Here is a 19,127-nt window from a genome sequence, read left to right as displayed (position 1 = left end):
GAATCCTAACGGCCTTGCGTCATAAGCGACGGATGAACCGTCGCTCCCTGATCACCGCCGGAACCGCCGCTCTCGCCGGGGCGGCCGCCACATCCGCAACCGCATCGAGCAGCAGCGACGCGCCCGCCGCGCCGGCCGCGCTGAGCATCGCCGGCCTGGGCCTGCCCGTGATCGAGGGCGGCCGACTGAGGAACTACGTCTTCGTGGCGCTGCGCCTTCAATTGGGGCGAGGTAAGACGGTCGAACAGATGCGGCCCAAGGAAGCGTTCTTCCGTGACGCTCTGGTCAAGGCCGCGCATCGGACGCCGTTCACCGTCGCGGGCGATTGGACGCGTCTGAACGAACAGACGCTGTCCGCCGCCGTCTTGGCGGCTGCAAACGCGATCTCCGGGCGAGGCTCGATCACTGGCGTCGAAATCGTGTCGCAAAGCCCAAGACGCCGCACGGGCATACCGACGACGCGTTGACGGCTCGTCGATCACGGTTGCGCGACCTGTAAGGCCATGACACGCTCCTCTTGCAAATCCCAAAGGACGCACTGACGCGTCCGCCGCGTGCGGGGGGACCGGAAGGCGGACAGAGGCGATAACGCCCGACCGCGCCAAGGCCTGCGCGCCTGTTTGCAAGGGCATGGAAACGCCAATGACGAACTCACTTACGCTGGTCTTCGCGGCCGGTGTGCTGGCGGTGCTGTATGGCGCCGCTCAGACCGCCGTGCTGATGAAGGCGAGCACCGGCAACGACAAGATGCGAGAGATCGCCGCCGCCATCCAGGAAGGCGCCTCCGCCTATCTGAAGCGGCAATATCTGACCATCGGCATCGTCGGGATCGTGATCCTGATCGCCGCCTATTTCCTGATCGGCATCTACGCCGCGATCGGCTTCCTGATCGGGTCCGTCCTGTCCGGCGCGGCCGGCTATGCCGGGATGCTGATCTCGGTGCGGGCCAATGTGCGCACGGCGCAAGCGGCGTCCGAAAGCCTGTCCAAGGGGCTGAACCTGGCGTTTCGCTCGGGCGCCATCACCGGCATGTTCGTCGCGGGCGGGGCCCTGATTGGCGTGTCGGGCTACTACATTGTCCTGACCCAACATCTGGGCCTGGCGTCGACCGGACGTGAGGTGATCGACGGGCTGGTGGCGCTGGGCTTCGGCGCCTCGCTGATCTCGATCTTCGCGCGTCTGGGCGGGGGAATTTTCACCAAGGGCGCCGACGTGGGCGGCGACATGGTGGGCAAGGTCGAGGCCGGCATCCCAGAGGATGATCCTCGCAATGCCGCGACCATCGCCGACAACGTCGGCGACAACGTCGGCGACTGTGCCGGCATGGCCGCCGACCTGTTCGAGACCTATGCGGTGACGACCGTCGCGACCATGGTGTTGGCGGCGATCTTCTTTCGGGGTCAGCCCTATGTCGATCTGATGATGGTCCTGCCTCTGGCGATCTGCGCGGTGTGCATCGTCACCTCCATCGTCGGCAGCTTCTTCGTGCGGCTGGGCAAGAGCCAGAACATCATGGGAGCCCTGTATCAGGGCCTGATCGTGACCGGCGTCCTGTCCATCGGCGCGGTGTGGTGGGTGATAAACCAGATGGTGACGGGGCCGATCGTGACGGCCAGCGGCCTTGAGATTCAGCCGATGGCGCTGTTCTGGTCCGGCATGGTCGGTCTGGCGGTGACGGCGGCGATCGTGGTGGTGACCGAATATTACACCGGCTCGAACTTCCGGCCTGTACAGTCCGTGGCCAACGCCTCGGTCTCGGGACACGGCACCAATGTGATCCAGGGGCTGGCGGTGTCGCTGGAATCCACCGCGCTTCCGGCCCTGACGATCATCGTCGGCATCGTCGCCAGCTTCCAGCTGGCGGGCCTGTTCGGCATCGCCATCGCCACCACCACCATGCTGGGCGTGGCGGGAATGATCGTGGCGCTGGACGCCTTCGGGCCAGTCACCGACAACGCCGGGGGCATCGCCGAAATGGCGGGCCTGCCCAGCGATGTGCGTCATTCCACGGATGCGCTGGACGCCGTGGGCAACACCACCAAGGCGGTGACCAAGGGATACGCCATCGGTTCGGCGGGCCTCGGCGCGCTGGTGCTGTTCGCCGCCTACACGTCGGACCTGCAGTATTTCTCGGCCAATCCGGCGGACTATCCGTTCTTTGCCGACATGGGGCCGATCGCCTTCGATCTGACCAACCCCTATGTCGTCGTCGGTCTGCTGTTCGGGGGGCTGTTGCCCTTCCTGTTCGGCGGGATGTCGATGATGGCGGTGGGACGTGCGGCCGAGGCTGTGGTCGCCGAGGTACGGCGTCAGTTCCGCGAGAACCCCGGCATCATGACCTATGAGGTCAAGCCGGAGTACGGCCGGGCCGTCGACATCCTGACCAAGGCGGCGATCCGCGAGATGATCGTGCCGTCGCTGTTGCCGGTGCTGTCGCCCATCGTTCTGTTCGTCGCCATCCTGGGCATCTCGGACAAGGCCAACGCCTTTGCGGCCCTGGGCGCCATGCTGATGGGCGTGATCGTCACCGGTCTGTTCGTGGCCATCTCCATGACCTCGGGCGGCGGCGCCTGGGACAACGCCAAGAAGGTGATCGAGGAGGGCTTCACCGACAAGAACGGCGTCGTCCACGGCAAGGGCTCCGAAGCCCACAAGGCGGCCGTGACCGGCGATACGGTCGGCGATCCCTACAAGGACACGTCCGGCCCGGCGGTGAATCCGATGATCAAGATCACCAACATCGTCGCCCTGCTTCTGCTGGCGGTGCTGGCGAGCGGCAATATCGGCTAGGTCGTCAGACTGCGGATACGAAAACGCCCCGGAGAACGATCTCCGGGGCGTCTTTGTTTGGGAAGAAGGTCGCCTTAGTCGGGGCGGCGTTGGCCCGGCGTGTCTTCGTCGGTTCGGGGCAGCTGGCCGCGACCGACGTTGCCCAGCAGTTGTTCCAGCACCGTCAGCTCGCGGCCGCGTGTCGGGGTCTCGTTGCGGTTCATGGCGATCTGCTCGCCGTCCGTCAGGCCCAGGGTGCGGACCGACGCGACCTGGTCGCCTTGAGGAACGAAGGTGATCTCCGTGACCGTGCGGGTGGAGACCTTGGGCAGGTTGTAGGTGTATTTCTCGGTCGTCTGGCTGATGTAGTACCAGACCTGATCAGGCTCGAAGGTCGAGGTCGTCGAGGGCGAACCCAGCTTGGCCAGGACCGTTTCCTTGGTGTCGGTGCCGGCGACCACGTCCTGCGGCTTGGCGTCGATGGCCTGGAAGCCGTTGGAGCCGATGGTCGGAGCACAGGCGGCGGACAGGCCGGCCAGCGAAACGGCGACGAAAAGCGGGACGAAACGGGACATGGTCGGGCGCCTGCGAGAGAACAAGGTCTTTGACCTAGACGGACCTGCGTCCTAGTTCAACGGCGCGGCGGAAAAGGGGCCGTTGAAACCCATGCTCAAAAACCTGTTCAAAGCCCGACCCGGCGTCCAAATCGGCGACGATCTGTATGCCAAGGCCGTCGGCCAAGCGCGCAATCCGGCCTTCTATACGCGGCTGGGAGTCGCCGACCGCATCGACGCCCGATTCGAGCTTTATACGTTGCACGTGCTGCTGTTGGTGCTGCGGCTGCGCGACGAGAATACGGCCCAGGGCCAGGATGCGGCCCAGGATGTGTTCGACGTCTATGTCTCCGCGCTTGATCATGCCCTGCGTGAGGAAGGCGTCGGCGATGTTGCGGTCGGCAAGAAGATGCGCAAGCTGGGCGAGGCCCTGTATGGTCGGATGAACGCCTATGAGCAGCCGCTGCGCGCCGGTGACGCGGGCGGGCTGGCCGAGGCGATGGCGAAGAACGTCTATGCGGAGCCGGATGCGGCGCACTCGGAGACCTTGGCGCGCTATGCGCTGACCACACGCGCAGCCTTGGCGGCGCAGGATTTCAACAAGGTGCTGGCGACGCCGGCCTGGGCGGAAGTTTAAGACAGATGAGCGTGACGCTCCCCTACAGCGAGACGGTGCGGGTCAATCAGATCGGGGCCGGACTGAACCGGAAGCTCGAACCGGATGCGGACACGCGCAAGCGAATCGCCCGCGCCCTGGATCTGCAAGGCCTCGAAGACTTCGTCGTGGATTTCGACGTGACGCCGACACCGTCCACCAGCGAGTGGACCCTGAAAGGGCGTATCACGGCCCATGCCGTTCAGTCCTGCGGCCTGACGCTGGAGCCCTTGCCCGTCGATGTGGATCGCCGCTTTTCGATCCAGCTGGTCCAGGCCAAGCCTCAGGAGACTGAGGAGATCGAGGTCACGCTGGACGAGGAAGACGCCGACGTGATCGAGGACGGCAAGATCGACCTGGGTCAGTACGCCGTCGAACAACTGCTGCTGTCCCTGGATCCTTTCCCGCGCAAGCCGGGCGCGGAATTCGTGCAACCGGAGGAGCCGGGCGAGATTTCACCCTTCGCCGCCTTGAAGGCGCTTAAATCTCAGGACGATAAAGGCTGAGGTTGACGCAGGGGCCGGGTGGTTGCATCCCCCGGCTTCGGCGCTATCGTTCAGCGCATACTGCCAAGCGTCGCGCGACAAGACGACGCGGCCAAACGAGGTCCATTTGCCAGCCCCAGTTACGATCTCGCTTGACGCCATGGGCGGCGATCACGGGCCATCCGTCGTCGTTCCCGGCATCCGCAGCTACATCCGCGCCCATGACGGCGAAGGTGTTCGCTTCCTCCTGCACGGCGACGAGGCCAAGATCGCCCCCGAACTGGCGCGCTGCGGCCTGGCGGCGGACATCTGCGAAATCCGTCACACCGACAAGGTCGTGGCCATGGACGAGAAGCCGGCCCAAGCCATGCGGCGCGGCAAGGGCTCCAGTCTGTGGAACGCCATCGAGGCGGCGAAGACGGGACAGGCAGGCGGGGTCGTCTCGGCCGGCAACACCGGCGCCCTGATGGCGATCTCGAAACTGATTCTGCGCATGTCCGCGCCGGGGCTGGAGCGGCCGGCCATCGTCGCCAGTTGGCCGACCTTCAAGGGCCATACCGCGGTTCTGGATGTGGGCGCCAATATCGGCAGCGACGCCGAGCAACTGGTCGAGTTCGCCATCATGGGCGAGGCCTTCCAGTCGGCGGTGCGCGGCATCGCGCGCCCGACGATCGGCCTGCTGAACGTCGGGTCCGAGGACATGAAGGGCAATGAACAGGTCAAGGAGGCTCACGCCATCCTGCGCGACGGCCCGTTCGACCTGAACTATCACGGTTTCGTCGAGGGCGACGACATCGCCAAGGGCACGGTGGACGTGGTCGTCACGGATGGCTTCACCGGCAATATCGCGCTGAAGACCGCCGAAGGCACGGCGCGCTATATCTCGGCCCTGCTGAAAGAGGCCCTGACTTCGAACCTGCAGTCGAAACTGGGCGCCGTCATCGCCATGCCGGCGCTGAAGAAAATGCGCCAGAAGATCGATCCCAGCACCATCAATGGCGGGCCGCTGCTGGGTCTCAACGGTATTGTCGTGAAGAGCCACGGCGGCGCCGACGCCAAGGGATTCGGCAATGCGATCCGCATCGCTGTCGATCTGGCCCGCAGTGACTATATGAGCAAGGTGGGGGACAACCTGGGCAAGCTGGACGCGGTGTTCGATCATGCCGCCAAGCCCGCCGCATCCGTGGGAGAACCCCTTCAGTGAGCGTCACCCGCAGCGCCGTGACCGGCGTCGGCTCCTATCTGCCGGAGCAGATCGTCACCAACGCTGACCTGGCCAAGTTCGTCGATACGTCCGACGAATGGATCCAGGAGCGCACCGGCATCAAACAGCGCCACAAGGCGCGCGACGACCAGCCGACCAGCGACCTGGCGGTCGAAGCCGCAAAGAAGGCGCTGGCCGACGCCGGCAAGACAGCGGCGGACGTCGATCTGATCATCGTCGCCACCACCACGCCCGACATGACCTTTCCGGCCGTCGCCTCGATCGTTCAGGCCAAGCTGGGCGCGGGCGTCGGCATCGCCTTCGACGTGCAGGCGGTCTGCTCGGGCTTCGTCTATGCCTTGAGCGTCGCCGACGGTTTCGTGGCCCGTGGCCTGTCGAAATGCGCCCTGGTGATCGGGGCCGAAGAAATGACGAAGCTGATGGATTGGACCGACCGGACCACCTGCGTCCTGTTCGGCGACGGCGCCGGCGCCGTGGTGCTGGAACCGCGCGAAGGGCAGGGGACGTCCGACGATCAGGGCATGCTGGGCTTCGCCTTGCGCGCCGACGGCTCCAAGACCGATCTGCTGTATGTCGATGGCGGCCCGTCTACGACCGGAACCGTCGGTCATCTGCGCATGGCCGGCAATCAGGTGTTCCGTCACGCCGTGGTGAATATCGCCGAGGGCATCACCGCCGCCTGCGCCGCCGCGAACATCGAGATCGCGGACGTGGACTGGTTCGTGCCGCATCAGGCCAACCAGCGCATCATCAAGGGCGTAGGCGACCGCTTGGGCCTGGATGAGAACAAGGTCATCTCGACTGTCGCGACCCATGCCAACACCTCGGCCGCCTCCATCCCCTTGGCGCTTGACGCCGCGATCCAGGACGGACGGATCAAGAAGGGCGACATGATCCTGTTGGAAGCCATGGGCGGCGGTCTGACCTGGGGCGCCTGCGCCCTGCGGCTCTGAGGTGGCGACTTTAAATCGGGCATAGGCATTGATTTTTCGGGGCCTTTGCGGCCCTATGAATGCGAGCGGATCGCATGAGCGGGGATATGATGGCAGGCCAACAGACCGTGACGCGCGCTGACCTGTGCGAAGCCGTACACAATGAGGTCGGCCTGTCCCGTCAGGAGTGCTCAAGCCTGGTCGAGCGCACCCTCGAATTGATCGTCGAATCGTTGGAACGCGGCGAGACGGTGAAGCTGTCCGGCTTCGGCGTCTTTCAGGTTCGCGAGAAGCGCGCCCGAATGGGCCGCAATCCCAAGACCGGCGAACCGGCGGCGATCAATCCGCGCCGTGTCATCAGCTTCCGCGCCTCGCAGATCATGAAGAGCCGGGTTCACGACGCCGTCGTCGAGGATTGACGCGCGTGGCCAAGAGCGCCGATGCCTTTCGCACCATTTCCGAAGCGGCCGAAGAGGTCGGCGCGCCCCAGCATGTACTGCGCTTCTGGGAAACCAAGTTCGCCTTCGTGACGCCGGTGAAACGCGCAGGCGGGCGGCGCTTCTATCGTCCTCAGGACATCGCTGTGCTCAAGGCGGTCAAGCGGCTGCTGCACGATGACGGCCTGACGATTCGCGGCGTCCAGCGTCTGCACACGGAACAGGGGCTTAAAAAGCTGATCGGGGCTGAAGCCGCCGCCTTGATCGAGGACGGCGACGTTGCGATCAGTTCCGCCAAATCCGGCGCGGGGCGGCTCGAAACCTCGAATTTGCATCAGGTTCTCGCCGATCTGGAGCAGGCGAAGGCCCGTCTGGACGCCGTTCTTTCACGGTAGGTGGAAAAGTCGTTTTAGCGTTTGCGGACGACGATCCCCCCGTCTATAGGGAGCGCCTTCGGAGCGTGGCGCAGCCTGGTAGCGCACTTGACTGGGGGTCAAGGGGTCGCAGGTTCGAATCCTGTCGCTCCGACCATTCTTGCAAAAGAATGATGTTGATGGGGTCGTCCTTGCGGGCGGCCCCATCGTCGTATCTGGGCCTATCCGCGCTCGGCCCACTTCAGCAGCGGAATGAGCGGCAGGCCCCAGGCGGTGCCGCCGATGCCGAAGAACAGGAAATCGATCCACTGCGACGCAGGCAGCATTCCGCGCAGGGCGATCAGGCCCCAGACCCAGAAGATCAGGAAGGCCAGCACGCCGATCGCGGCGACGAAGCGACGCAGTCGCGGGTGCATCAGCGCTTGTTCCTGAACAGGAAGAAGGCGACCAGGCAGAACCCCGATCCGACCAGGGCCCACGGCACCCAGACCCAGCTGTCCATGGTGCTGATGGCGAAAACGCGCACGGCCAAGAACCAGCCACAGGCCAGGCCGACGCCGGACACCAGGCTGGTGCCGCCGAAGCCGCGACGGCCCGTCAGAAGGTCCGCGATCCAGGCCAGCAGCAGGCCGCCCACAACGGCGGCGGCGATATCGGCGTATTGCAACCCTGATCTCCTGCGGCGTCAGCGCCGTTAACTCAATCCGACTCGATCTTGTCGCTCCGGGCGGGCATACCGCACCGGTCGCGATTTGGTCATCGTCGAGCGCGACACCATATCCGGGTCAGTGTCGGGCGTCGAATGAACCGTTTCGGAAATCCAGATCGCAATCGCGCCGTCGCCGTTTGGCTGTTCGCCACGGCGGCCATCGTCTTTCTGATGGTGGTTGTCGGCGGCATCACGCGTCTGACGGGCTCGGGCCTGTCGATCACGGAATGGCAGCCCATCATGGGCGCGATCCCGCCCCTGAACGACGCCCAGTGGGCCGAGGCCTTCGACAAATACAAGCAGATCCCCCAATACGCGCAGGTCAACGCCGGCATGAGCCTGGGCGAGTTTCAGGGCATCTTCTGGTGGGAATGGCTGCACCGGCTGATCGGCCGTTTGATCGGCCTGGTGTTCGCCCTGCCGCTGATCTTCTTCCTGCTGTGCCGTGTGGCGCCGCCGCGTTCGCTGTTCCGCCAATGGGCCATGCCGGACCGGCTGATCTGGCGTTGTGTCTTGTTGCTGGCTTTGGGCGGGCTGCAGGGTCTGATCGGTTGGTGGATGGTGTCCAGCGGCCTGTCCGAGCGGGTCAGCGTCGCGCCGGAGCGTTTGGCGACGCACCTGGGCCTGGCCTTCATCCTGTTCGCGGCGCTCATCTGGACAGCGCTGGAGGCGTGGCACGGCGAGGACCACGGACGGCCGCCGTCTGGTTGGGCGCGGGGCGCCGGTTTCCTGTTGGGCGCTGTCTTCGCGCAGTGCTTGCTGGGCGCCCTGGTCGCGGGCGGGCACGCAGGTCTGGTCTACACCGACTGGCCTTTGATGAACGGCGCGGTGCTGCCGCCGGCGGACTGGAGCCTGGGGGCGAGCGCCTTCCTGCACGACCAGGCCCTGACGCAGTTCAATCACCGGCTGGTGGCCTATGGCCTGCTGATCGCGGTCAGCATCTACGCCTTCCAAGCCTGGCGCTGGCGCGTGGCCGAGGGAATGGGCTTGGCCGCCTTCGTCTTGGCGGGCGTGGTCTGGTTCCAGGCCGTGCTGGGCATCGTCACCCTGATTCACGCCGTGCCGGTGTGGCTGGGTGTGCTGCACCAGGCCGGGGCCGCCGTCGTCCTGGCTGTGGCGACGGCGAACCTGTGGCTGGTGCTGCGGGCTCAGCCCCGGATCTTCATGTCCGGACCGAGGACCATGGGCCTCTGATCGCCAGGGTCATTCCCGGATACATGATGTTGACGAACAGCACCTCTCCGTCCGGCGAGAAACAGGCGCCGGCGAACTCGGAGTTGCCGGTGAAGACATTGCGTCCGATCGTGTAGACCTTGCCGTCCGGGGTGACCCCTTTCAGGTGGTTACGCACGTCGGAGGAATAGTTGTCCTCGCACAGGATCAGGTGGCCCCACGGCGCGATGGTGATGTTGTCGGCCATGTTCATGGTTTTCAGGTCCGTGCTTTCGACGAACAGCTGGAGACGGTCGGCCGTGCCGTTCAGGCCGGGAACCAGTCGCATGACCTGGCCGCGCCGGATCGGTCCACCCGAGGTGGCGGTGAAATACATCTCGTCGTCGCCCCACCAGACGCCTTCGCCGCGCGCCACCAGGGCGGCGCCTGCCGCATGGCCGCGTTTGGCCAGGTCGCCGTTGGGGGATTCGACGTCGTCCATGTCGATCCATTCGATCTCGCGCCAGTCGCCGACGGCCCAGGTGCGGGCGTCCTGGTTGCGGGTGTCGGCGGCGGGCACGCCTTTCCAGGCCATGGCCTGAAGCCGCCCGCCCTCGGCCAGCTTGCCCGGGACATTGGGGATGAAACGGTAGAACAGGCCGGTGTTGTCGTCTTCGGTCTGATAGACGATGCCAGTGCGGGGATCGACGCAGACGGCCTCGTGGTCGAAACGCCCCATGGCCTTCAGCGGCACGGGATCGACGGGGCCGGTCGCCGTCGCCGGCACCTCGAACACCCAGCCGTGGTTCTTGGTCACATCGGCGTCGGCCGGCGTCTCCAGCGTTTCCTCGCAGGTCAGCCAACTGCCCCAGGGCGTCGGGCCGCCGCAGCAGTTGGTCGAGGTGCCGGCCAGGGTCAGATGCTGGCTGACCATCTGACGCGCCGCCAGATCGTAGATGATGGTGGAACAACCGCCGGGCAGGGGGCGGCCGTCCTTGTAGGTGTCATAGGCCTTGGCGGCGTCCAGCAGGCCGAGCCGCTCCTCTCGCAGACCGCCGGGGCCGAGGTTGCGGTGCAGGCCGGACGAGCCCTTGAGCTCGTGATTGATCACCAGGGCGACGCGCGAGCCTTCGAGCGGGAAACAGGCCATGCCGTCCGGTTGTCCCGGCGCGAACAGGCCGTCGGCCATGGTGTCGCCGCTCTGGGCTACGACCTGGTAGGAAAAGCCCTCGGGCAGGTCGAGCAGCCGGTTCGTGTCGCGCACCAGCGGACCGTAGCCATGAACCTCGTTGACGTAGGTTTCTTCGCCGGCGGCTTGGGCGGAGGCGTGGCGCGCCAGACCGGCGAAGGCGGCGGCGGCGCTGGAGGCGATCAGGCCGCGACGGTGAAGGATCATGAGAAGGCTCCGAAGGTGTCGGCCCCCGATGCCTCGGAATGATCATGGTTTGATGACGATTTTTGTTATTTTGTAACGCCAAATGGCAGCACGGCGTCGGGTATTTTAATACCGTATTTAGAAAATGACATGAAAACAAAGCGGTATGGTGAATACGTTGCGTTTGTGTGCGTTGACGCGACCAATCGTCTCCTGTATCAGCGCGCCTTCATTCGGTTCCTTCAGGGGCCGGACCCGATTTTCGTCTCCAGGAACCCTCTCAATGCTGAAGAGCACTACGGCTTCGTTGAAGCCGGCCGAGGTCGAGAAGAAGTGGATCCACATCGACGCCGAAGGCGTCGTGGTGGGCCGCCTCGCGACCTTCATCGCCAACCGTCTGCGCGGCAAGCACCGCGGCGACTACACCCCGCACGTCGATTGCGGCGACTATGTCGTCGTGACCAACGTCGACAAGGTCGTGTTCACCGGCAAGAAGTCGACCGACAAGGTCTATTACCGCCACACCGGCCACCCTGGCGGCGTCAAGTCGACGACCCCTGAGAAGGTTCTGGGCGGCCGCTTCCCCGAGCGCGTGCTTGAGAAGGCCGTCGAGCGCATGCTGCCGAAAGAAAGCCCGCTGGCCCGCAAGCAGATGACGCACCTGCGTCTGTTCGCCGGCGGCGCACACGAACACGAAGCCCAGCAACCGGAAACGATCGACTTCAAGTCGGCGTCGCCCAAGAACACCCGGAGCGCCTGAGCATGACTGACGCGACGCAAGACACCGCCGCCACCGGCTTCGACGCCCTGAAGGGCCTGAGCTCCTCGGTCGAGAACGACGCCCCCGTCTATGTCCAGAAGCTGGACGCCCAGGGCCGCGCCTATTCGACCGGCAAGCGCAAGAACGCGATCGCCCGCGTCTGGGTGAAGCCAGGCACCGGCAAGATCACCGTCAACGGCAAGGACCAGGAGCAATATTTCGCTCGTCCCGTGCTGCGCATGATGATCGCCCAGCCGCTGACCGTTTCGGACCGCGCCACGCAATATGACGTGATCTGCACCGTCGAAGGTTCGGGTCTGTCGGGCCAGGCCGGCGCCATCCGCCACGGCCTGTCGCACGCCCTGACGCACTTCGAACCGGAACTGCGCAAGGTCCTGAAGCCGCACGGCTTCCTGACCCGCGACAGCCGCGTCGTCGAGCGCAAGAAGTACGGCCGCGCCAAGGCTCGCCGTTCCTTCCAGTTCTCGAAGCGCTAATCGCGTTCACGCGGTTTGGATTTGGGGCGCTTCGGGGACACCCGGAGCGCCCTTTTTCTTGTCTATCTTCTCCCGCAAGGGAGGAGGGTCAGGAGCAGCCTATGACCCACACCATCTTCATTGACGGCGAGGCCGGCACCACGGGGCTGGAGATCCGCGAGCGGCTGGAAGCGCGCCCGGATCTGGAGCTGATTCTGTTGGGCGATCGGCGTCGCGATGTGGATGCGCGGCGCGAGGCGCTGAACGGCGCCGATGCGGTGATCCTGTGCCTGCCGGATGATGCGGCGCGGGAAGCCGTGGCCATGATCGTGAACCCTTCGGTCAAGGTGATCGACGCCTCGACCGCTTATCGGGTCGCACCAGGCTGGGCCTATGGCTTCCCTGAGATGGACGCAGGTCAGCGTGATCGGATCGCGCGGTCGTCGTTCGTGTCGAACCCCGGTTGCTATCCCACCGGCTTCATCGGGCTGATGCGACCGCTGGTGAAGGCGGGGCTGGTGCCTACGACCTATCCGGTCACGGTCAATGCAGTGTCGGGCTATTCCGGGGGCGGCAAGGCCATGATCGCCGAATTCGAAGCCGAAGGCGCCGCGACCGCTTATCGGGCCTACGGCTTGTCGCTGAAGCACAAACATGTGCCGGAGATGACGAAACACACGGGGCTGAGCCGTGACGTGCTGTTCGCTCCAGCTGTCGGAAACTATCGGCAGGGCATGCTGGTGGAGGTTCCGCTGCATCTGGCCGCCTTGCCGGAGACGCCATCCGTCGAACGCCTGCACGGCGCACTGGTCGAAGCCTATGACGGACAGCATTTCGTCGAGGTCGCCGATCTGGAAGACACCGAGGTCCTGTCGGGTCTGGAACCCGAAGGCCTGAACGGCACCAACCGCCTGCGTCTGCACGTCTTCGGCGACCGCAATGGCGAGCAGGCACGACTGGTGGCCCTGCTCGACAACCTGGGAAAGGGTGCGTCAGGTGCGGCGGTGCAGAACCTGAACATCATGCTGGGGCTGGACGAGACGATCGGCTTGATCTGAGCGGCTGAAACCATTTCGCCGCGCTCTTCGTATGAAGGACATGACCCAGTCCCTGATCGTGCATCGCCGGGGCCTTCTGATGGGCGCCGGCGCGCTTGCCTTGTCCGCCTGTTCTCCCCAACCCTCCGAGGCGGGGGAGGGGCAGTATGCGACCTCGCCCTATCGGCGCGTCTCCGATGCCGACTGGCGACGCCGACTGGGCGATGCCTCATGGCGCGTGATGCGGCACGAGGGGACGGAGCGGCCCTATTCCAGTCCCTTGAACGACCAGCACGGGCGCGGGAACTTCGTCTGCAAGGGCTGCGACCTGCCGCTGTTTCGGTCGCAGTGGAAGTTCGATTCCCACACCGGCTGGCCCAGCTTCTATGACGTGATCGCCGCCAACATCGGCAGACAGCGCGATCTGGCCATCGGCATTCCACGCACGGAATATCACTGCGCCCGTTGCCTGGGGCATCAGGGACATGTGTTCAACGACGGCCCTCGTCCGACCGGCCTGCGCTACTGCAACAACGGCGTGGCGCTGAAGTTCGTCGCGGCCTAGCCGCGCCGCGCCCGAATGGCGGAATCGACGGTCAGGCCGAAGATGACCGAGGCGATGATCACCAGCAGCCCATAATCGTGACCCGCAAAGAAGACCGGCGCGCACGCCATGCCGATGACGATCAGAGGAAACAGGCCGGCCCATACCGCCGTGCCGGGCGTGTCGAGGTGGATCATCGGCTGAACCGCCGGGCGCTTCATAGCCTTGGCCATACGTCCGTTCAGCAGGACGAAGGCGGCCGAGCAGATCACGGCCGAGATGATGTATTTCACCGTATTTCCGGTCTCGCCGAAGACGCTGGCCGTCATGATCAGCAGGATCAGCGCCACCCCCGTGCTGATCGCGAGCAGGGCGTTGGGTTCGATACGGTTCAAGACTTCACTTTCACATAGCTGCCGGGGGCCGGCTCGATGGGCTTTAGGGGCCCCTTTTCAGGATCGCGGGCGGGGATTTGCTTTCCGGCACGCTTGGCCAACCATGCAGACCAATGGTCCCACCAACTGCCGGGATGCTCTAACGCGTCAGCCTGCCATTCGGCCAGGGTCGGGGGCAGGGCGGCATTGGTCCAGTGCTGGTATTTCTTGGCCGCAGGGGCGTTGATGACGCCGGCGATATGGCCCGATCCCGCCAGGGTGAAGGTGACGTCATTGCCCCCGAACAGCTTGGCGGACCGATAGACCGAGTTCATCGGCGCGATGTGATCCTCGCGGCTGGCCTGGAAATAGAGCGGGATCGAGACCTTCGACAGGTCCGCCGTCAGTCCGCCGATCTGGAAGGCGCCCTGGGCCAGGGCGTTGGCCCCATACATCTGGCGCAGATAGTCGAGATGCAGCGCCTTGGGCATCCGTGTCTGGTCGGCGTTCCAGAACAGCAGGTCGAAGGCCGGCGGATCCTTGCCCAGCAGATAGTTGCTGATGAAGAAGGACCAGATCAGGTCATTGGAGCGCAGGGCGTTGAAGGTCTCGGCCATGGCCGCGCCGGGCAGGACGCCGCCTGCCGCATCCATCTGACGCTCGATCTCGGCGATCCAGTGCTCATCGGTGAACAGCAGCAGGTCGCCCGCCTCGGCGAAGTCGTGCTGGGCGGCGAAGAAGGTAGCGGCGGCGACCCGCTTGTCGCCCTTGGCCGCCATGTGCGCGAGGCCGGCGCCCAGCAGGGTGCCGCCGATGCAATAGCCGACGGCATTCAACTGCTTCGCGCCCGCCTGTTCCAGCGTCTTCTCGACCGCGCGATAGATGCCTTTTTCCAGATACTGGTCGAAGCCGAAACCGGCCTTGTCCTTGTCCGGATTGACCCAGGAACAGACGAACACCGTAAAGCCCTGGGCCGACAGCCAGCGGATCAGCGAGTTCGCCGGCTGGAGGTCCATGATGTAGAATTTGTTGATCCACGGCGGGAAGATCAGCAGCGGGATCTCGTGCTGGCTCTCGGTCGTCGGCGCATACTGGATCAGTTCGAACAGCTCATCGCGCCAGACGACCTGGCCCGGTGCGGTGGCGACGTTCTCGCCGACGACGAACTTGCCGTAGTCGGCCTGGCTGATGCGGAGCGACCCGCCGCCGCGTTCCAGATCGGCGGCGAAGTTCTGCATCCCCTTGACCAGCGATTCACCGCTGGTTTCCGCCAGGGCCTTCAGCGCGACGGGATTCGACGCCAGGAAGTTCGACGGCGAGAAGGCGTCGGTCAGCAGGCGGGTGAAGAACTGGGCGCGGCGTTTCAGCGTCGGATCGACATCCTCCACCCCCGCGATCAGGCCGTTCATCCAGTCCGACGTCAGCAGATAGGACCGCCGCATCATGTCGAACATGGGATTTTCGGACCAGGCCGGGTCCTTGAACCGCTTGTCGACGGGGACCGGATCGGGCGCCTCGCCCGCCGCCTGTCGGGCGGTCGAGGACCAGAGCTGCATATAGCGACCGAACAGATCGGCCTGCGCCTGCATCATCTTGTCGGGCTGTGCAGCCAGGCTGGTCATGACCGAAGTCATCGCGGGGGCGACATTGAACGGATCAGGTGACAGGGCGGCGGGGCGGTCGGCCTGGGTCAGGGCAGCTTCCGCAATCGCGCTCTGAGCCATCATGGCCGCCTTGGCCAGGTTCATCGACAGGGTCTCGATCATCTCGGCCTGTGCGGCGCCGGGGAAGGCCGTTTCGGTCGCGGCCTCGGCGACGGTTTCAGCCGGCGCGTCCTGCGCTTCGGCAGGCTTCGGTTTGGGCTGGCGCGGGGGGCGGGGCTTGGCCGAAGTGGGGCGTCCGGCCTTGCGCGCGGGGCGTTCGGCGGCGTCTGTCGGCGTCTTTGGGAGCTTGGCCATGATCGTCCTTCGCGCTTCCTGCATCGGAGGCCGGTTCATCCGCCCTTCCGCGCGTGGCGATGATGGCATAAGACCAGCCAGGAAATGAACGCGCTGAATTCGAAAAAGATGATCCTGATCGCCGCAGTCGCGATCTCAGCGCCGCTGGCCGGCTGCATCAGCGGTTCTGCGTCCAAGACCGAGCCCGTCTCGCCGTTGGCGCCGCGTGTTCAGGAACTGGTCGACGCCAATCGCCACTATCCCCGCTGGGAGGATTTTCCGGCCGCGCCCACCGACCTGCCGCCCGTCGCCCAGGTCGCCGCCAATGCTCAGCGCCTGCAGAATGACAGCGCGACGCTGAACAGCGAGATCGCGCGGATCGACTGGACCCTGACCGATCCCGAGGCTCTTGCCGCCGAGACGGCGGCTGCGGTCCAGTCCGTGCCGGTCTCGCCGGACGCCGCCCGCACCCAGGCGGACATCGAAGCCTTCGCCCAAAGCCTGCGTGATCGCGCCAAGGCGCCGCCGCCGCTCGATCGCCGCCCGACGCAATGACCGGTCGCCGGGGATGCAGAATCCCGCGATGATGTGCTGATGGCGGATGACGGCGGCGCAAAGACACTGAATGCATTTCTGGGCGTGTCCCGGTCTCTCTCAGGGCGCGCCTGGCGTCAGCGACCCGCGGATGCGGCGACGACCCGCGCCCACATGCAAGGCCTCGGGCTGGACGAGCTCCTGGCCCGCGCCCTGGCGTCGCGTGGCATATCGGCGGATCAGGGGGCCGATTTCCTGACCCCGACCCTGCGCGCCCTTTTTCCCGATCCGTCCAGCTTCATGGACATGGATGCGGCGGCTGATGCGATCCTCAACGCTCTTCAGGTCAAGGCGAACATCCACGTCTTCGCCGACTATGATGTGGACGGGGCGTCCAGTGCGGCGCTTCTGGTGCGCTGGTTCCGGGCGATGGGCCATGAGTTGTCGATCTACGTCCCCGACCGGCTGACCGAAGGCTATGGCCCTAGCGCCAAGGCGTTCGACACGCTGAAGGCCTCGGGCGCCGATCTGGTGATCACGGTGGACTGCGGCGCAGCAGCGAACGAAGCACTCGCGCATGCAGCCGCCATCGCCCTGAACGTCGTGGTCATCGACCACCATTTGATGCGTAGCGAGCCGCCGACGGCGCTGGCGGTCGTCAATCCGAATCGGCCGGGTTGCAACTCGGGTCAGGGCAATCTGGCGGCGGCGGGCGTGGTGTTCGTGCTTCTGGCGGCCCTGAACCGCGAGGGGCGGCGACGTGGGCTGTTCGCCGAGCGAGCAGAGCCGGACATTCGCCAATGGCTGGACCTCGCTGCCCTGGGGGCCATCTGTGACGTGACGGGTTTGACCGGGTTCAACCGGGCTCTGACCGGCTTGGGTCTCAAGGTCATGAGCGAGTGGCGCAATCCGGGTCTGCGCGCCCTGCTGGCGGCAGCGGGCGCGGAACAGGGCCCGGCAAAGAGCAATCATGCGGGCTTCATCCTGGGCCCCCGCATCAACGCCGGCGGTCGGATCGGGCGGTCCGACCTGGGCGCGCGGCTATTGTCCACCGACGATCCGGCCGAAGCCGAATCGCTGGCGGCCGAACTGGATGCGCTGAACCTGTCGCGGCGCGATGTCGAGCGATCCGTCACCGACGCCGCCGTCCGCCGTGTCGAGGCGACCGGCGTTCATGCCGACGATACCGCTGTCGTCGTTGTCGCGGGCGAGGACTGGCACCCCGGCGTCGTGGGTATCGTCGCGGGGCGGCTGCGCGAGCGCTGGCGCAAGCCCGTCATCGTCATCGGCGTTGATCCCGCTACCGGCCTGGGCAAGGGGTCGGGACGATCCCAGCCCGGCATGAACCTGGGTCGTGCGATCCAGGCGGCGTGGGAGAGCGGCATCCTTATGGCGGGGGGCGGTCACGCCATGGCAGCAGGCCTGACGATGGACAGCGCGCGAGTCGCAGAACTGACAGCCTTCCTGAACGCGCGGCTGGCCTCCGAACGGGTCGAGGCTGTGGCGCAGGACGTGCTGGAGATCGACGCCCTGATCGATCCCGGCGCGGCGACGCGCGACCTGTTCGAATCGTTCGAGCAGTTGGCGCCCTTTGGTCCCGCCAATCCCGAGCCGAGCTTTGCCCTGAGCGGCGTTCAGGCCCGCGAACCGGTCGCGATGAACGGCGGCCATGTCCGTTGTCGCCTTGTCGGCGCGGACGGCGCATCGGTGAAGGCCATCGCCTGGCGGTGCGCCGATCTGCCGGCTGGCCAGGCCTTGCTGTCGGGGCAGGGCGGGTTGAACGTCGTCGGTCGGCTGAAGGCCGACGACTGGAACGGCCGCAGGGGCGTGCAGTTCGAGATCGAGGATGTCGCTGACCCTCGAATGATCTGACTGCCGCCCAAAAAACTCGAAATCCAAGCTTGCACCGTCCCGAGGGCGCGGCTATATCGCCGGCTCTCCCGCGCAGCGGTCCCTTCGTCTATCGGTTAGGACGTCAGGTTTTCAACCTGAAAAGAGGGGTTCGACTCCCCTAGGGACTGCCACGCGGGCAGGCCTCCGGTAGAGCCTAAGGCTCCCAGAAACAGAAAAAAACCTTACATTTCAGACGACGCGAAAGCGCAGCCGCTGATCGTGTTGCGTCTGCATCTTCAGTCCTCCAAGGCCCACACTTCGCCCCGCACGTGCATTTTCCGCTTTTCAAACTTTCGCGGAACAGTGTTAAACATAAAGACGAGTCCGCTGGAGGCGCGGGCGGGGGTTCTTAAGTGTCTGAATATAGCGAGACGGAAACGGCGCAGACCGTTCGCGTCACTGGGCGCGTGAAGTGGTTCGATGCGACGAAGGGTTATGGCTTCATCGTGCCGGACGACCCGACGCTGACCGAAATGCGAGACGTCCTGTTGCACATCAGCAGCCTGCGCGACCTTGGCCGCGTCGCCGCCGACGAGGGCGCGCCCATTACCTGCGACTGCGTCAAACGCTCGAAGGGCTGGCAGACGTTCGAAATTCACGACCTGGGGGACGGCAAAACGGTCCAGGTCGCGCGTAGCCCCGCTGCTGTGACCGCGCCTCGTTCACCCGTTGAGTCCGACGAAGAGCTGGAGACAGCCCTGGTCAAATGGTTCAATCGCACCAAGGGCTATGGATTCGTCGTGCGTGATCGCGAACCCGGCGATATCTTCGTCCATATAGAGACCCTGCGTCGCTGCGGCCTGGAAGATCTGATTCCCGGCGATGCGGTGCGGGTGCGATTCGCCAACGGCCCGAAAGGCCTGGTGGTCGCGGACATCAGAACGGGCGACTGATCCGGCGCCCAG

General features: G+C 65.3%; 22 protein-coding genes and 2 tRNA genes. 18 read left to right on the top strand and 6 right to left on the bottom strand.

Translation table 11 applies throughout. From position 1 onward, the window contains the following. Window positions 1-32: 32 nt before the first annotated feature. Both ACP693_RS11440 and ACP693_RS11435 read left to right on the top strand, forming a co-directional pair. Window positions 33-467 carry a hypothetical protein gene (locus ACP693_RS11440; protein WP_426016765.1) on the top strand — a complete coding sequence of 145 codons (435 nt, stop codon included), beginning with the start codon at window positions 33-35 and terminating at the stop codon, window positions 465-467. A gap of 175 nt (window positions 468-642) precedes the next feature. Next, window positions 643-2,790, top strand: a complete 2,148-nt coding sequence (locus ACP693_RS11435) for a sodium-translocating pyrophosphatase (RefSeq protein ID WP_426016766.1) — start codon at window positions 643-645, stop codon at window positions 2,788-2,790. A gap of 74 nt (window positions 2,791-2,864) precedes the next feature. Here the strand turns inward: ACP693_RS11435 and ACP693_RS11430 are convergent, their stop codons facing one another. Then, entirely contained in the window at window positions 2,865-3,344 is a 480-nt protein-coding gene (locus tag ACP693_RS11430; RefSeq protein ID WP_409717904.1) for an outer membrane protein assembly factor BamE, read from the bottom strand. Window positions 3,345-3,435: 91 nt separating this feature from the next. On the opposite strand from ACP693_RS11430, the gene ACP693_RS11425 reads away from it, so the two are divergent. The 7 genes from ACP693_RS11425 to ACP693_RS11395 all read left to right on the top strand — a co-directional run bounded on the left by ACP693_RS11425 (window position 3,436) and on the right by ACP693_RS11395 (window position 7,588). After that, window positions 3,436-3,960: a ubiquinol-cytochrome C chaperone family protein gene (locus tag ACP693_RS11425; RefSeq protein ID WP_426019571.1), complete on the top strand. Its 525-nt coding sequence runs from the start codon at window positions 3,436-3,438 to the stop codon at window positions 3,958-3,960. Between the two features lie 5 nt (window positions 3,961-3,965). Beyond that, window positions 3,966-4,484 (top strand): YceD family protein, encoded by a 519-nt coding sequence (locus ACP693_RS11420; protein WP_426016768.1) that lies wholly within the window; start codon window positions 3,966-3,968, stop codon window positions 4,482-4,484. A gap of 106 nt (window positions 4,485-4,590) precedes the next feature. Further along, entirely contained in the window at window positions 4,591-5,667 is a 1,077-nt protein-coding gene (plsX, locus tag ACP693_RS11415; protein ID WP_425983900.1) for a phosphate acyltransferase PlsX, read from the top strand. Next, on the top strand, window positions 5,664-6,641 hold the full coding sequence (locus ACP693_RS11410; RefSeq protein ID WP_425983898.1) for a beta-ketoacyl-ACP synthase III: 978 nt from the start codon (window positions 5,664-5,666) through the stop codon (window positions 6,639-6,641). Before plsX ends, ACP693_RS11410 begins: the two co-directional genes overlap by 4 nt. A gap of 89 nt (window positions 6,642-6,730) precedes the next feature. Then, window positions 6,731-7,039, top strand: coding sequence for an integration host factor subunit alpha (locus ACP693_RS11405; RefSeq protein ID WP_135196090.1), 309 nt, complete (start codon window positions 6,731-6,733; stop codon window positions 7,037-7,039). 5 nt (window positions 7,040-7,044) lie between these two features. Then, on the top strand, window positions 7,045-7,452 hold the full coding sequence (locus ACP693_RS11400) for a MerR family transcriptional regulator (RefSeq protein ID WP_426016769.1): 408 nt from the start codon (window positions 7,045-7,047) through the stop codon (window positions 7,450-7,452). Window positions 7,453-7,511: 59 nt separating this feature from the next. Then, window positions 7,512-7,588, top strand: a tRNA-Pro gene (locus tag ACP693_RS11395). Between the two features lie 64 nt (window positions 7,589-7,652). On the opposite strand, the gene ACP693_RS11390 is transcribed toward ACP693_RS11395, so the two are convergent. After that, window positions 7,653-7,847, bottom strand: coding sequence for a DUF2842 domain-containing protein (locus ACP693_RS11390; RefSeq protein ID WP_135195977.1), 195 nt, complete (start codon window positions 7,845-7,847; stop codon window positions 7,653-7,655). Further along, window positions 7,847-8,098 (bottom strand): transglycosylase, encoded by a 252-nt coding sequence (locus tag ACP693_RS11385; RefSeq protein WP_426016771.1) that lies wholly within the window; start codon window positions 8,096-8,098, stop codon window positions 7,847-7,849. The genes ACP693_RS11390 and ACP693_RS11385 overlap by 1 nt, the downstream gene beginning before the upstream one ends. A gap of 135 nt (window positions 8,099-8,233) precedes the next feature. On the opposite strand from ACP693_RS11385, the gene ACP693_RS11380 reads away from it, so the two are divergent. After that, entirely contained in the window at window positions 8,234-9,334 is a 1,101-nt protein-coding gene (locus tag ACP693_RS11380) for a COX15/CtaA family protein (protein ID WP_426016772.1), read from the top strand. Here the strand turns inward: ACP693_RS11380 and ACP693_RS11375 are convergent. Next, the gene (locus tag ACP693_RS11375; protein ID WP_426016774.1) at window positions 9,303-10,688 is read right to left on the bottom strand and encodes an alkaline phosphatase PhoX; all 1,386 of its coding nucleotides are present in this window, start codon (window positions 10,686-10,688) and stop codon (window positions 9,303-9,305) included. The two genes, ACP693_RS11380 and ACP693_RS11375, sit on opposite strands and share 32 nt — an antisense overlap. Window positions 10,689-10,953: 265 nt before the next feature. On the opposite strand from ACP693_RS11375, the gene rplM reads away from it, so the two are divergent. The 4 genes from rplM (at window position 10,954) to msrB (ending at window position 13,505) form a co-directional block, all read left to right on the top strand. After that, entirely contained in the window at window positions 10,954-11,427 is a 474-nt protein-coding gene (gene rplM / locus ACP693_RS11370; protein WP_135196089.1) for a 50S ribosomal protein L13, read from the top strand. A 2-nt stretch (window positions 11,428-11,429) separates the two neighbouring features. Continuing rightward, window positions 11,430-11,924, top strand: a complete 495-nt coding sequence (rpsI, locus tag ACP693_RS11365; RefSeq protein ID WP_135195973.1) for a 30S ribosomal protein S9 — start codon at window positions 11,430-11,432, stop codon at window positions 11,922-11,924. Window positions 11,925-12,025: 101 nt separating this feature from the next. Continuing rightward, a complete protein-coding gene (gene argC / locus ACP693_RS11360; RefSeq protein ID WP_426016775.1) occupies window positions 12,026-12,961 on the top strand; it encodes an N-acetyl-gamma-glutamyl-phosphate reductase in 936 nt (311 codons plus the stop codon). A gap of 40 nt (window positions 12,962-13,001) precedes the next feature. Beyond that, window positions 13,002-13,505 carry a peptide-methionine (R)-S-oxide reductase MsrB gene (msrB, locus tag ACP693_RS11355; RefSeq protein WP_426016776.1) on the top strand — a complete coding sequence of 168 codons (504 nt, stop codon included), beginning with the start codon at window positions 13,002-13,004 and terminating at the stop codon, window positions 13,503-13,505. Here the strand turns inward: msrB and ACP693_RS11350 are convergent. Both ACP693_RS11350 and phaC read right to left on the bottom strand, forming a co-directional pair. Beyond that, on the bottom strand, window positions 13,502-13,879 hold the full coding sequence (locus ACP693_RS11350) for a hypothetical protein (protein ID WP_426016778.1): 378 nt from the start codon (window positions 13,877-13,879) through the stop codon (window positions 13,502-13,504). The two genes, msrB and ACP693_RS11350, sit on opposite strands and share 4 nt — an antisense overlap. Continuing rightward, window positions 13,876-15,816 (bottom strand): class I poly(R)-hydroxyalkanoic acid synthase, encoded by a 1,941-nt coding sequence (gene phaC / locus ACP693_RS11345; RefSeq protein ID WP_426016780.1) that lies wholly within the window; start codon window positions 15,814-15,816, stop codon window positions 13,876-13,878. Before phaC ends, ACP693_RS11350 begins: the two co-directional genes overlap by 4 nt. A 108-nt stretch (window positions 15,817-15,924) precedes the next feature. Here phaC and ACP693_RS11340 point away from each other — a divergent pair, with 108 nt between their 5' ends. From ACP693_RS11340 to ACP693_RS11325, 4 genes are all read left to right on the top strand, one after another. Further along, complete coding sequence (locus ACP693_RS11340) at window positions 15,925-16,350, top strand: hypothetical protein (protein WP_426016782.1); 426 nt, start codon at window positions 15,925-15,927, stop codon at window positions 16,348-16,350. Between the two features lie 39 nt (window positions 16,351-16,389). Beyond that, on the top strand, window positions 16,390-18,201 hold the full coding sequence (gene recJ, locus ACP693_RS11335; protein ID WP_426016784.1) for a single-stranded-DNA-specific exonuclease RecJ: 1,812 nt from the start codon (window positions 16,390-16,392) through the stop codon (window positions 18,199-18,201). Between the two features lie 77 nt (window positions 18,202-18,278). Beyond that, window positions 18,279-18,353: transfer RNA gene (locus ACP693_RS11330), tRNA-Glu, on the top strand. Between the two features lie 222 nt (window positions 18,354-18,575). Next, window positions 18,576-19,115, top strand: coding sequence for a cold-shock protein (locus ACP693_RS11325; RefSeq protein WP_426016786.1), 540 nt, complete (start codon window positions 18,576-18,578; stop codon window positions 19,113-19,115). Window positions 19,116-19,127: the final 12 nt, after the last annotated feature.

The sequence above is a fragment of the Brevundimonas sp. TWP1-3 genome (genome assembly GCF_049896085.1).
GTDB lineage: Bacteria > Pseudomonadota > Alphaproteobacteria > Caulobacterales > Caulobacteraceae > Brevundimonas.
The sequence above is the reverse complement of the archived record's forward strand: the minus strand, read 5'-3'. Positions and strand labels throughout refer to the sequence as shown.